This window comes from Micromonospora sp. NPDC047527 (genome assembly GCF_040643015.1).
Taxonomy (GTDB): Bacteria; Actinomycetota; Actinomycetes; order Mycobacteriales; family Micromonosporaceae; genus Micromonospora.
Map to the genome: position 1 here is coordinate 156,907 of NZ_JBEYTK010000009.1, position 12,645 is coordinate 169,551.

12 protein-coding genes are annotated in these 12,645 nt (G+C 70.5%); 10 read left to right on the plus strand and 2 right to left on the minus strand.

What is annotated here, in order from left to right; genetic code table 11:
• Window positions 1-34 precede the first annotated feature (34 nt).
• The 7 genes from ABZ808_RS27535 to mctP all read left to right on the plus strand — a co-directional run bounded on the left by ABZ808_RS27535 (window position 35) and on the right by mctP (window position 7,620).
• A complete protein-coding gene (locus ABZ808_RS27535) occupies window positions 35-871 on the plus strand; it encodes a Nif3-like dinuclear metal center hexameric protein (RefSeq protein WP_357012020.1) in 837 nt (278 codons plus the stop codon).
• Complete coding sequence (locus ABZ808_RS27540; RefSeq protein WP_357011907.1) at window positions 861-1,598, plus strand: C4-type zinc ribbon domain-containing protein; 738 nt, start codon at window positions 861-863, stop codon at window positions 1,596-1,598. The genes ABZ808_RS27535 and ABZ808_RS27540 overlap by 11 nt, the downstream gene beginning before the upstream one ends.
• 3 nt (window positions 1,599-1,601) lie before the next feature.
• Window positions 1,602-2,765: a bifunctional RNase H/acid phosphatase gene (locus ABZ808_RS27545; RefSeq protein ID WP_357011909.1), complete on the plus strand. Its 1,164-nt coding sequence runs from the start codon at window positions 1,602-1,604 to the stop codon at window positions 2,763-2,765.
• Between the two features lie 89 nt (window positions 2,766-2,854).
• Window positions 2,855-2,935 carry a putative leader peptide gene (locus ABZ808_RS27550; protein WP_357012022.1) on the plus strand — a complete coding sequence of 27 codons (81 nt, stop codon included), beginning with the start codon at window positions 2,855-2,857 and terminating at the stop codon, window positions 2,933-2,935.
• Between the two features lie 147 nt (window positions 2,936-3,082).
• Window positions 3,083-5,512, plus strand: a complete 2,430-nt coding sequence (locus tag ABZ808_RS27555; protein ID WP_357011911.1) for a M14 family zinc carboxypeptidase — start codon at window positions 3,083-3,085, stop codon at window positions 5,510-5,512.
• A gap of 216 nt (window positions 5,513-5,728) precedes the next feature.
• Window positions 5,729-5,971 carry a DUF3311 domain-containing protein gene (locus ABZ808_RS27560; protein WP_357011913.1) on the plus strand — a complete coding sequence of 81 codons (243 nt, stop codon included), beginning with the start codon at window positions 5,729-5,731 and terminating at the stop codon, window positions 5,969-5,971.
• Window positions 5,971-7,620, plus strand: a complete 1,650-nt coding sequence (gene mctP, locus ABZ808_RS27565; RefSeq protein ID WP_357011915.1) for a monocarboxylate uptake permease MctP — start codon at window positions 5,971-5,973, stop codon at window positions 7,618-7,620. The genes ABZ808_RS27560 and mctP overlap by 1 nt, the downstream gene beginning before the upstream one ends.
• A 96-nt stretch (window positions 7,621-7,716) precedes the next feature.
• Here the strand turns inward: mctP and ABZ808_RS27570 are convergent, their stop codons facing one another.
• On the minus strand, window positions 7,717-8,598 hold the full coding sequence (locus ABZ808_RS27570; protein WP_357011917.1) for an AraC family transcriptional regulator: 882 nt from the start codon (window positions 8,596-8,598) through the stop codon (window positions 7,717-7,719).
• 160 nt (window positions 8,599-8,758) lie between these two features.
• Here ABZ808_RS27570 and ABZ808_RS27575 point away from each other — a divergent pair, with 160 nt between their 5' ends.
• From ABZ808_RS27575 to ABZ808_RS27585, 3 genes are all read left to right on the plus strand, one after another.
• Window positions 8,759-9,769 (plus strand): aldo/keto reductase, encoded by a 1,011-nt coding sequence (locus ABZ808_RS27575; RefSeq protein ID WP_357011919.1) that lies wholly within the window; start codon window positions 8,759-8,761, stop codon window positions 9,767-9,769.
• A gap of 118 nt (window positions 9,770-9,887) precedes the next feature.
• Window positions 9,888-11,090 carry a serine hydrolase domain-containing protein gene (locus ABZ808_RS27580; protein ID WP_357011921.1) on the plus strand — a complete coding sequence of 401 codons (1,203 nt, stop codon included), beginning with the start codon at window positions 9,888-9,890 and terminating at the stop codon, window positions 11,088-11,090.
• A gap of 97 nt (window positions 11,091-11,187) precedes the next feature.
• Complete coding sequence (locus ABZ808_RS27585; protein ID WP_357011924.1) at window positions 11,188-12,078, plus strand: NmrA/HSCARG family protein; 891 nt, start codon at window positions 11,188-11,190, stop codon at window positions 12,076-12,078.
• A gap of 57 nt (window positions 12,079-12,135) precedes the next feature.
• Here the strand turns inward: ABZ808_RS27585 and ABZ808_RS27590 are convergent, their stop codons facing one another.
• Window positions 12,136-12,624, minus strand: coding sequence for a MarR family transcriptional regulator (locus ABZ808_RS27590; protein WP_357011926.1), 489 nt, complete (start codon window positions 12,622-12,624; stop codon window positions 12,136-12,138).
• Window positions 12,625-12,645 lie beyond the last annotated feature (21 nt).

The window sequence follows — 12,645 nt, forward strand, 5'->3', positions numbered from 1 at the left end:
GAGCGTATGCGTATCCGCCCCCTCGGTGACCGACGTGGTCGCCGAGCTGGAACGGCGCTACCCGCCGGTCTGGGCCGAGGAGTGGGATCGGGTCGGCCTCGTGCTCGGGGAGCCGGCCGCCCCGGTCCGCCGGGTGCTCTGTGTGGTCGACGTGGTGCCCGAGACGGTCGCCGAGGCGCTCGCCGTCGGCGCGGACATGATCGTCTCGCATCACCCGCTGCTGCTGCGGGGCGTCTCGTCGGTCGCCCCGACGACCTTCAAGGGCCGGATCGTGCACCAGTTGATCCGGGCCGGGGTGGCGCTCTACGTGGCGCACACCAACGCCGACGTCGCGTCCCCCGGCGTCTCCGATGCCCTTGCCGCCCGGTTCGGCCTGACCGGGCTGCGCCCGTTGCAGCAGCCCGCGCCCGGTTCGGCCGCGTACGGCGACGACCGGGGCTTCGGCCGGATCGGCGAGTTGCCCCGCCCGATGACCCTGGCCGAGTTGACCCGGCACGCCGCCGCCGTGCTCCCTGTCACGTCGTGGGGAGTTCGCGCGGCGGGGGATCCCGGGCGTATGGTTCGTACCCTCGCCGTCAGCGGCGGGTCGGGGGACAGTTTCCTCGGCGCCGCGACCGCCGCCGGGGTGGACGCGTTCCTCACCGCCGACCTGCGGCACCATCCGGCCGGCGAGCACCTCGCGGCCGATGGTCCCGCCCTGATCGACGCCGCCCACTGGGCGACCGAACGACCGTGGCTGGACGATCTGGCCGCCCTCCTGCGGGAGGCGCCGGGCGTCGAGACGCTGGTGTCCGACCTGGACACCGACCCGTGGACCGTGCACGCCGCCGCACCCGTTGTGGACGACAAGGAGCCCGACCGTGAAGGCTGACCCCCAGGTCCAGCGCCGCCTGCTCGACCTTCAGGCGATCGACACCAACCTCGCCCAGCTCGCGCACCGTCGACGGTCGCTGCCGGAGCGGGCCGAGCTGGAGGCGCTGGCCCGGGAGTTGTCGTCGCTGGAGGACGAGCGGGTCCGCGCCCAGGTGGCGGTCGACGACCTGGACCGGGACATCGCCCGCCTGGAGAAGGACGTCGATCAGGTCCGGGCCCGCAAGGAGAAGGATGAGAACCGGCTCGCCGCCGGCACCGGCCCGGCCCGGGAGCTGGAGGCGCTCCAGCACGAGCTGGTCTCGCTCAACCGGCGCCAGGGCGACCTGGAGGACGCCGAGCTGGAGTTGATGGAGCAGCGGGAGACCGCGCAGGGCGTGCTGGACGGCGTGGAGCAGCGGCTGGCCGACACCCGGGAGAAGCGGGCCGCCACCGAGCAGCGCCGCAACGACGCGCTGGCCGAGATCGCCAAGGAGGAGGAGTTCAAGCGGGGGGCCCGTCAGCCGCTCGCGGCCGACCTTCCGGGCGAGTTGGTCACCCTCTACGACAAGATCCGCGAGGAGACCGGGCTGGGCGCCGCGCTGCTCACGGCGGGTCGCTGCGGCGGCTGCCGGCTGGAGCTCTCCGGCGCCGACCTGGCCCGGATCCGCAAGACCGCCCCGGACGACGTGGTCCGCTGCGAGGACTGCCGACGGATCATGGTCCGTACCAACGAGTCGGGCCTGTAGGTCGTGGCACCGCGCGTGGTCGTCGTCGAGGCCGACGGCGGGTCGCGGGGCAACCCGGGCCCGGCCGGCTACGGCGCGGTGGTGCGCGACTCGGAGACTGGCGAGGTGCTCGCCGAACGCGGTGAGTCTCTGGGTACGGCGACCAACAACGTCGCCGAGTACCAGGGCCTGATCGCCGGGCTGACGGCCGCCGCCGAGCTGGGTGCCGGCGAGGTGGACGTCCGGATGGACTCGAAGCTGGTGGTCGAGCAGATGTGCGGCCGGTGGCAGATCAAGCACCCCGGCCTGCGGCCGCTCGCCGCCCAGGCGGCGACGCTGGTGGGCCGGTTCACCGCTGTCCGGTTCACCTGGATTCCCCGCGACCAGAACCGCCACGCCGACGCGCTCGCCAACGCCGCGATGGACGCCGCCGCCGGCCGACCCACACCGCCGCCGGCTGCCGCCAGCGCCCCGGCCTCGGCCAGCGCACCGGCCGGCGGTGCCTCGACCGGCAGCGACCCGGCGACCGCGCCGGCCTCCTGGGAGCCGCGTCCGAGCTTCACCGCCACCCGGCTGATCCTGGTGCGCCACGGCGAGACCGAGTACACCGAGCAGCGCCGCTACTCCGGCCGCGGTGACGTGCCGCTCTCCGAGCGTGGCCGGGCCCAGGCCCGTGCCACCGGCGCCCGGGTCGCCGCGCTGGCCCCGTCCGTCGCGGCCGTGCTCAGCTCACCGCTGTCCCGGTGTACGTCGACGGCGGCGGCGATCGCCGGGGCGCTCGGCGACGTGCCGGTCCGCACCGAGGACGACCTGATCGAGTGCGACTTCGGCCAGTGGGAGGGGCGTACCTTCGCGGAGGTGCGCCAGCAGTGGCCGGGCGAGATGGACGCCTGGCTCGCCTCTCCCCGGATCGCCCCGCCGGGTGGCGAGTCGTTCACCCAGGTGGCCGAGCGCATCCGCCGGGTCATCGCCGCGCTGCCCACGGCGTACCCCGCGGAGGCTGTGGTGGTCGTCTCCCACGTCTCGCCGATCAAGCTGGCGCTGCGCGACGCGCTCGCCGCCGGTGACGGTTTCCTGCACCGACTCTTCCTGGACGCGGCCGGCATCTCGGTGCTCGACATGTGGCCCGACGGCGGGGTCGCGGTCCGCACGGTCAACGACACCGCACACCTCGCCAAGATCGACTAATTCCCATCTAGCGGGAGGGTCTTAGCTCTGGGGCTCCTACCAGGGCGGAAACCGTTGACAGTGGAGCGTGCGCGACCCAAGATCGGTTTGTGCGAAGCGTATACCTGACGAAGCGGGGTCACATCGACCTCCTGCGCGTCGCCAGCGCAGCCTGTCGACGCTCCATCTGACGCCGGGTCCATCCCTTCCTCGCACGCTACGGGCGTTCCCCTTCACCGCTGGTCTCCGGCCCCGCGGCGCGTCCGCCTGCGTACCTCCCGACAGGAGATCTGTCCATGTTGCCCACGAGACGTCTATCCCGCCTCACCGTGACGGTGGTGAGCACCGCGTTGCTCGCCACCGTGGCCCTGACAAATCCGGCGTCCGCCAAGCCGGGGCACTCCACTCCGGGGCACCCCGCGCCGCAGCACGGCCCCGGCCACTCCGACGTTCGGGGCTACCCGCAGCAGAACACGCTCCGTCTCTGGCCGGACAATCCGGCCGACGCGTCGATCGCGATCGGTGTCGTCCCGTACGACGAGATCGCGCCGAAGCTGAACGCCCTCCAGCGGGCCAGCAACCGGGTCTCCGCCCGGGTCGCCGGTAAGTCCGCCGGCGGTTACGACCTGTACGCGGTCACCGTGACCGCGCCGGAGAGCCGCGCCGAGGCCCAGCAGCAGGAGACCTGGAAGCAGCTCATCGAGGACGATCCGGCCCGGGCGCAGCGGGACCGCAAGCTCCTGGCCGGTTACAAGACCCCGCTCTTCGTCAACGGCAACCTGCACGGCAACGAGTGGGAGGGCACCGACGCGGCGCTGCGGGTCATCGAGGACCTCGCCACCGACAGCAGCCCCGAGGTGGCGGCGCTGCTCAAGCGCAACCGGCTGGTCTTCATCGTCACCGCGAACCCGGACGGACGGGTGGCCGGGACCCGGCCCAACTCGGCGGGTTACGACCTCAACCGCGACTTCACCATCGTCTCGCAGCCCGAGACCAGGATCATCCGTGATCTGATCATCGACACCAAGCCGATCATCACGCTGGACCTGCACGGGTACGTCAACCCGACGCTGCTGCACCCCAGCACCCCGCCGCACAACGTCAACAACGAGTACGACCTGTACATCAAGCACGGCCTGCCGAACGCCCTGGCGATCGAGGAGGACCTGCGCGGTCTGGGCTACCCCGAGACCCAGCGGGCGCGGATTCCGTTCCGTGACGACGAGCCGGGCGTGTGGGACGACTTCCCGCCGATCTACGTGCCGTCGTTCGCCATGCTCCAGAGCAGCATCCCGTACACCATCGAGGCGCCGCTGAACCCGCGCGGCACCAACCTCACCCCCGCCGAGCGGGTCCGTCGCTCCGGCATCAACACCGACGTGCACGAGGTGGCGATCCGTACGTCGCTGCGCTACATCCAGGACCACCGCGCGCAGGTGCTGCACGACCAGGCCGAGGTCTACCGCCGTGGCCTCGCCGGTGAGCCGCTGCGCGACATTCCCGACGGCTACGTGCCGGGCTGGGGTCCGGAGGACAACTACAACACCACCTTCCCCCGCTCGTACGTCATCCCCACCGGCACCGGGCAGCGCTCCGAGCCCGCCGCGGCGCGTCTGGTCGACCTGCTGATCGGCAGCGGTGGCCGGGTGTGGCAGGCGAAGAAGGCGTTCAAGGCCGGCGGTAAGACCTACCAGGCCGGCTCGTACGTCATCGACATGCACCAGCCCAAGCGCGGCCTGGTCAACTCGCTGCTCGAACCGGGCGCGGACATCACCGACCGGGTGAACGACCTCTACGCCGGCCCGGCCGCCTGGAGCCAGGGGCTGACCTGGGGCGCCACCGTGGACACTCTGTGGAACACCCTTCCCGGCGTGCGCCTGGAGCGGACGTACGACGCGCGGGCCGAGGGCACCCTGCCCGCCGGCAAGGTTGACCTGCGCCTGGACCTGCGGGACGCCGCCGACCTGCTCGCGGTGAACTCGCTGCTGGGCAAGAACGTCGCGGTCTACCGGCTCGCGGACGGGTCGGTCGTCGTCCCCGGCACCACGGCCAACCAGAAGCTGGCCCGCGCCGAGGTGAAGGCACACGGCGTGAGCTTCGAGAAGGCGCCGAAGGGCTGGCGGGGCACTCTGCTGGACCGGGTCGTGGTCGGCTACATCGGCACGGTCGAGGAGCGGGACACCCTCGCCGCCCTGGGCTTCGAGGCGCGTGCGGTGACCGCCGCGACGCTGGCCGGCACGCTGACCAACGACGTCGACGTGCTGCTTGTTGCCAGCAACGTCAACCTGACGAACCTGACCGCCGAGAACCGGGCAGCCCTGGACAGCTTCCTGGCGCGAGGCGGCGGCGTGGTCGGCCTGGGCACCCCCGGGGCGTCCTTCGGCAACGCCACCGGGCTGTTGAGCGTGACCGCCACGGCGGCGCCGAGCCTGGCCAGTGGTGTGGCAAACATCGTGAACAACGGCGGGCCGGTCACCACCTCGGCCATCCCGCACGCGTTCATCAGCCAGCCCGTCTGGTTCACCAACCTGGGCGCCAACGTCCAGGTCGAGCAGTCCTACGCCGCTGACCCGCTGCTGTCCGGCTGGTGGGCCACCGGCGGCGCCAACGGGCAGGCCGCCGCGGCCAACCAGGCCAGCATCGTGCGGGCCGTCTCCGGCACCGGGAACGGCGTGGTGCTGTTCGGCACCGACCCGACGTTCCGACTGCACCCCAAGGGCCTGCAGTCGCAGCTCGGCCGGGCGTTGCTCTGGACAGCCCAGCGGTGACCTGACGATCTGCCCTTGTGGGGCCCGGGTGCGTACGCGCCCGGGCCCCACGCCGTCTCCGGGGCAGTCCATACCGGGTACGTCCGTCGATGCCGCTCGGCGCACTGCGGACGCCGTTCGGCGCAGCGCTATCCAGACGGGGACAGTGACGGCGATCACAAAGTCGTAGCCTCCGGCCGTTACATCGAGTGTCACGACTCCCCGGAGGTGTGTCAGATGGCTGCACCCGAACCGGAGGCGCCCACCCCGGCGCCGGCCAGGGCAAAGGACCACAGCCCCTGGAACTGGTTGCTCTTCATCCCCATCGTGGTGCCGCTGATCCCGGCGTTCTTCAATGGCGACGCGCCCCGGATCTTCGGGTTCCCGCGCTACTACTGGCTGCAACTGACCTGGATCCTGCTCGGCGTGTCCACCACGACCTTCGTCTACCAGATGACGAAGAAGCGGAGGACCCGCTGATGTGGCGCGATCACCTCACCGAGATCATCGTCTTCTCCCTGCTGTTCCTGCTGGTCAGCGCGATGGGCTTCGTGGCCGCTCGCTGGCGGGCACCGAAGGACATGGCGCACCTGGACGAGTGGGGTCTGGGCGGGCGGAGCTTCGGCGGCTGGATCACCTGGTTCCTGGTCGGCGGTGACCTCTACACCGCGTACACCTTCGTGGCGGTGCCGGCGCTGATGTTCGGGGCCGGCGCGGCCGGGTTCTTCGCGGTGCCGTACACGATCGTCGTCTACCCGCTTGTCTTCCTGGTGCTGATCCGACTCTGGTCGGTATCGCACCGGCACGGGTTCGTGACCCCCGCCGACTTCGTCCGCAGGCGGTTCGACTCGCCGGTGCTGGCGTTGCTGATCGCGATCACCGGGATCGTGGCCACGATGCCGTACATCGCCCTGCAACTGGTCGGCATCGAGGCGGTCCTCAAGACAATGGGCGTGACGGGGGACAGCACCCTGGCCCGGCACCTGCCGATCATCATCGCGTTCGCCATCCTGGCCGCGTACACCTATCAGTCGGGGCTGCGCGCGCCGGCGCTCATCGCGTTCGTCAAGGACAGCCTGATCTACATCGTGATCCTGGTGGCGGTCATCTACCTGCCGTACAAGCTGGGTGGTTGGGGCGAGATCTTCGACGCGGCGGACGCGAAGTTCCAGGCGTCGCCGAACCCGAACGACGGCATCCTGCTCAACGGCAACAACCAGCTCCAGTACGTCACCCTGGCGTTCGGCTCGGCGCTGGCGCTGTTCCTCTACCCGCACAGCATCACGGGCGTGCTGGCCAGCCGGAACCGCGACGTGATCAAGCGGAACATGTCGGCGCTGCCGGCGTACAGTCTGCTGCTCGGGCTTATCGCGTTGCTCGGCTACATGGCCATCGCGGCTGGCGTGAAGCCGCTGCCGGGGGCGACGGAGGGCAGCGTCGACAACAACACGGTCGTGCCGCTGCTGTTCGACCAGCAGTTCCCGGACTGGTTCGCCGGGGTCGCCTACGCCGCCATCGGCATCGGCGCGCTGGTGCCGGCGGCGATCATGTCGATCGCGGCGGCGAACCTGTTCACCCGCAACATCTACAAGGAGTACCTGAAGCGGGACGCGACCGCCGCGCAGGAGGCGAACGTCTCGAAGATCACCTCACTGGTGGTAAAGGTCGGCGCGGTGGCCTGCATCGTCTTCCTCGACCCGCAGTTCTCGATCGACCTCCAGCTCATCGGCGGCGTGATCATCCTTCAGACGCTCCCTGCGGTGGCGCTGGGCCTCTACACCCGCTGGTTCCACCGGACCGCGCTGATCGCCGGCTGGGCCGCCGGCATGGGGCTCGGCATGTGGATGCTCTACCAGGTGGCCAGCCCGACCCGGAAGCACTTCGGCGGCTCGGCGTTCCCTCTGGAGAAGTTCGGCTTCGACACCCCCAAGACGATCTACGTCGGCATCGTGGCGGTGCTCGTCAATCTGGCGGTCGCGGCCCTGCTGACGCTGATCCTGCGGGCCGCCAAGGCACCCGAGGGCGTCGACGGCACCACCCCGGACGACTACTTCGCCGACGAGGGCGACCCCCGCGTAACCCCCGGCCCCAACCGAGACGCCACACCCACCCGAGAGCCGGTCGCCTGACCCCCGCCCCGGTCGATCATGGAGTTGTGGTGCCCGGTCGATGGTGACTCGCGCCATTCGTCCACCGCCACAACTCCATGATCGACGAAAGGGGGGTCACCCGTCGGCGAGTTGTGCGGGATCGAGTCGGGCAAGGCGGGCGGCGTCCTGGCCCGGGGGCAGCCCGAACAGCCGGCGGTACTCGCGGCTGAACTGCGACGCGCTCTCGTAGCCGACCGCGAACCCGACGGCCGCCACGTCCCCGGGCTCGGCGAGCAGCCGAGACCGTGCCTCCTGGAGCCGAATGACCTTCTGGAACTGGATCGGCGTCATCGTGGTGATCGCCCGGAAGTGTCGGTGCAGGGACGTCACGCTCATCCCGGCGACGCGCGCCACGTCCTCGACCCGGAACAGGTCGGCGTGATGGTCGCGGATCCAGCGGATCGCCCGCTCGATCTGCACGATGTTGCCGCCGCCCAGCCCGATCTGCCGGACCGTGCCACCCTGCTCGCTGGTCAGCAATCGCCAGACCACCTCACGCTCCAGGCCCGCCCAGAGCACGCGCTGGTCCTGGGGACGGTCGAGCAGGCGTAGCAGCCGTACCAGCGCGTCGAGCAGGTCGTCGCCGGCGGTGCTGACCGCGATGCCGGCCGCCGGCTCGCCCCGCCCGGGTGGCGTCTCCACCAGCAACTCCGCGATCAGCGGCGGCCGCAGCGCCAGGCCCAGCACCAGGTACGGCTCGTCGGGAGTGGCCCGGGTGATGTGGGTGATCACCGGCAGTTCCAAGGACGCGACGATGAACTGCCCGGACCCGTACGTGAACACGCGCTTTCCCAGGACGGCGCGCTTCGTGCCCTGCACGACCAGGGCGAAGGTCGGCGCGGTCTGGGCCGGCATCGGCTCGGTGGGGGAGTCGCTGCGGTGCAGGCCAAGCCCGGCTGGCGTCGGCCGCCCGGCGTGGCGCCGCACCAGGTCGCGGATCTCGGGCAGCGCGCTCATGCGCTCATCCTGCCCAACTTGGCAGGATCAGGCAACGCGGTGGCAGTATCGATCTACCCCTACCGGCGCCTGCGGATTGTAAACTGGACATATGCCACTCAACAGTTTCGTCACTCTTGGCCGCTCTGGCCTGCGCATCAGCCCGTACACCCTGGGTACCATGACCTTCGGGGAGGATCATGGATGGGGAGCCTCGGTCGCCGAGTCGGAGGCGATCCTCACCGAATATCTGGAACGTGGCGGCAACTCCATCGACACCGCCAACATCTACACCAACGGCCACTCCGAGAAGATCATCGGCGACTACCTGGCCTCTCGGCCGGGCCTGCGAGACCGGATCGTCCTCGGCTCCAAGTTCTTCGGCAACCTGTTCATCGGCGATCCCAACGGCGGCGGCGCCGGGCGCAAGGCCGTGGTGGCCCAGGTGGAGGAGTCGCTGCGCCGGCTGCGCACCGACTACCTGGATATCTACTGGCTGCACAACTGGGATCGGGGCGTACCGGTCGAGGAGACGCTGCGCGCCCTCGACAACCTCGTCACGGCCGGCAAGATCCGGTACGTGGGCCTGTCGGATCTGCCCGCGTGGAAGGCAGCCGAGGCGCAGATCGTCGCCCACTTCCGCGGGTGGACGCCGGCGATCGGATTGCAGGCCGAGTATTCGCTGCTCGAACGGACCGTCGAAGGGGAACTCGTCCCGATGGCGGCCGAGCACGGCCTCGGAGTGCTGCCCTGGGGTCCGCTCAAGAGCGGCTGGCTCTCCGGCAAGTTCGTCCGTGGGAACGACTCCGTGGACACGAAGCGTGGCGCACTGGTGGGCGGCCCTGCCGAGCGTGACTGGCGGGTCATCGACGTACTGCACGAGGTGGCCGCTGACGCCGGAGTGACACCGGCGGCGACAGCGCTGGCCTGGGTGGGTGCCCGACCGGGCGTGAGCTCGGTGCTGATCGGTGCGCGGCGCCTCGACCAACTGAAGGCGAACCTGGACGCGGTGGACGTGCGGTTGTCGCCGCGGCAGACGGAACGACTCGACGAGGTGTCGACGCCCACGTTGAACTTCCCCGCCGACAACAATCGGCACCTCGCACCGAGTCTCGCCTTCGCTGGAGCCACAGTGGACGGCCAGCCGAGCGGCACGATGCCCTGGCTCACCTCCGACGGCGTCAGGTACTGATCACCGAACAGCTGAGGTAGTGCAGGCTGTACCAAAGGTGGGCAGCAGGGGGGATCGTCCAGGTATCGGACTCCTTGAACCATTGAGGGGCAAGCGTTTCCGACACCGAGGAGCCAATATGTCCGTGATACCGAGCGATCCCTCCCGCCGCCGCCGAACCGTGCGGATGGCCGCCGCCGCGTTGGCCGCCGTCCTTGTCGGCGCCGCCCTGGCCGTCCCGTCGGCGTTCGCCGACACCGGGTCCAGCCGGCACGACGGCCCGCGGGACGCCGTGCAGCGGCACCTGGACGGACTGGTCAACGAGAGCGGCTTCCCCGGCGCGCTCGCCTCGGTGCGGGGGGCCGACGGGCGGGTCCGCGACTACACCGCCGGGGTCAGTGATCTCCAGAAGCGGCGCCCGGTCCCCCGGGACGGCCAGGTCCGCATTGGCAGCAACACCAAGACCTTCACCGCGGTGGTCGTCCTCCAGTTGGCGGGCGAGGGTCGCATCGACCTCGACGCCACTGTCGAGCACTACCTGCCCGGGGTCGTGCGCGGCAATGGCCACGACGGCAGCAGGATCACCGTACGACAGTTGCTGCAACAGACGAGCGGCCTGCCGGACTACGACGACGTGGTGTTCACCAAGCCGCAGGACCTGATCGACAAGAGCCGCTCGTACTACCAGCCGCGCCGGGGGGTGGACGCGGCGCTCACCAAGGCACCGCACTTCGCGCCGGGCGAGAAGTGGGAGTACAGCAACACCAACTTCGTCCTCGCCGGCCTCATCGTCGAGCAGGTCACCGAACGCCCGATCGGCGAGGAGATCACCAACCGCATCATCAGGCCGCTGAAGCTGCGTGACACCTACTGGCCGGGCGTCGGGGAGCAGCGTCTTCGCGGCACCCACCCGCAGGGCTACGTCTCGGTGGCGCCGGGCACGCCGTGGGTGGACGTCACCGAGATGGACCCGTCGCTGGGCTGGGCAGCCGGTCAACTGGTGTCCACGCCGGACGAGCTGCGGACCTTCTTCGACGCGCTGGTGGGCGGCAGGTTGCTCAAGCCCGCGCAGCAGGCGGCCCTGACGACGACCGTGCCCGCGCCCGGGTTCGAGCTGACCGGTGAGTACGCGTACGGGCTGGGTGTCGCCCGGTACGAGCTGCCCTGCGGCGGCTACGCCTGGGGCCACGGCGGCGACATCCAGGGCTTCCAGACCCGCAACCTCGCCACCCGGGACGGCCGGAGCGCGGTAGTGGCCGTGACCGGCCTGCCGACCAGCGAGCAGATGCTCGCCGCGGTGAACAAGACCGTCGAGACGGCGCTGTGCGGCACGGGCCGCTGACGCGGCCCACACCCCGGCGGACGCCGTCACCCACCGTCCGGTGGACCTGTTCACGACAAGAAGTGGGGGACACCCCACGTGTTTTTCAGGAGGAATCATGGCTGTTCTCGTCATCGGTGCGACGGGCAACCAGGGCGGGGCAACGGCACGGGCGCTGCTAGACCGTGGCGTCGCGGTCCGTGCCCTGGTCCGCGATCCGGGTGCCGACAGCGCCCAGGCACTGCGGGCTCGGGGCGTCGAACTGGTCAAGGGTGACCTGGACGACGCGGAGTCGCTGTTCGCCGCAGCGGACGGAATGGACGGCCTGTTCTCCATCCCGTATCCGGACGTGACGGACATGCAGGGCAACGCCGAGGTGACCCGTGGTCGCAACGTCGTCGAGGCGGCGCGCCGGGCCGGCGTGTCGCACGTCGTGCACAGCAGCGTCTCGGGTGCTGGCGATTTCCACCGCAACCAGCCCGGATGGGCCGAGGGCCGGTGGGACAGGCACTACTGGGAGAGTAAGGCGGCCATCGACGAGATGGTGCGCTCTGCTGGCTTCGCGCACTGGACCATCCTCAAGCCCTCGACCTTCATGGAGAACCTCGTCGGCCAGTCCTACTTCTTCGGCGACTGGTCCAGCGGCACGATCATCACGGGCTTCGCGGCGGACACGCGACTTCCGTTGATCGCCGTCGACGACATCGGGGAGGCCGCGGCGATCGCGTTCACGAACCCGGGGAAGTTCCACGCCCTGGACGTCGACCTGGCCAGCGACCATCTCACCATGACCGAGATCGCGGCCATCCTGAGTGAGATCTCCGGCCGGGAGATCACCGCACCCGTCCTCACCCCGCAGCAGGCCGTCGAGCGCGGCATGCTGCCCTTCATGGCCAACGCGGTCGAGCAGATCAACGAGAATGGGAGCCCCGCCCGTCCGGAGACGACCCGCGCCCTCGGCCTGCCCACCACCGACTTTCGCACGTGGGCGCGACGGACGCTCTCCTGAAACCCAGCCGGCCGTAGACCGTCACCGGGCGGGCCGTAAGCGGGCAGTGGGGCGGGGTTAGGAGCGGCGGCGGTTGCGGTTCACCAGGGCCTGGTTGAAGCGGCTCAGGAGGGCTGCCAGGGTTTCTCGGTCATCGGTGGTCCAGTCGGCCAGCATGTCGCCGTAGAGCCGGGTCCGCGCGGACCGTACCGCCGCCATCCGCTGTAGGCCGGCGGCGGTGGGGGAGATGACGGTGCCCCGGCCGTCGGACGGGTCCGGGGTACGGGTGATCAGGCCGTCCCGCTGGAGCGCGGACACCTGCCGGGTCACGGTCGAGCCGTCCAGGTTGAGCCGGGCGGCGAGCGCGGAGACGTTCTGCGGGCCGGCGGCGTCCAGGTGGCGCAGGATGACGTACGCCGCCCGGTCGAGCACCCGGTGCTCGGCGGTGCCGGTGGCCCGCCGGGTCGCCTCGCCGAAGCGCATCAGCAGGGCGACCTCGGTCTCGATCCGGCCGAGGGTGGCCTCGTCCGGGGTGGCCTCGGCATCCCGGTGGGGGTCGTCGCTCATAGCTGTATGATACAGGATAAG

Coding starts and splice junctions, on each gene's coding strand:
- ABZ808_RS27560 (WP_357011913.1), top strand. CDS start 5,729: ATGGCTGCACCCGAACCGGAGGCGCCCACCCCGGCGCCGGCCAGGGCA.
- mctP (WP_357011915.1), top strand. CDS start 5,971: ATGTGGCGCGATCACCTCACCGAGATCATCGTCTTCTCCCTGCTGTTC.
- ABZ808_RS27570 (WP_357011917.1), bottom strand. CDS start 8,598: ATGAGCGCGCTGCCCGAGATCCGCGACCTGGTGCGGCGCCACGCCGGG.
- ABZ808_RS27575 (WP_357011919.1), top strand. CDS start 8,759: ATGACCTTCGGGGAGGATCATGGATGGGGAGCCTCGGTCGCCGAGTCG.
- ABZ808_RS27580 (WP_357011921.1), top strand. CDS start 9,888: ATGTCCGTGATACCGAGCGATCCCTCCCGCCGCCGCCGAACCGTGCGG.
- ABZ808_RS27585 (WP_357011924.1), top strand. CDS start 11,188: ATGGCTGTTCTCGTCATCGGTGCGACGGGCAACCAGGGCGGGGCAACG.
- ABZ808_RS27590 (WP_357011926.1), bottom strand. CDS start 12,624: ATGAGCGACGACCCCCACCGGGATGCCGAGGCCACCCCGGACGAGGCC.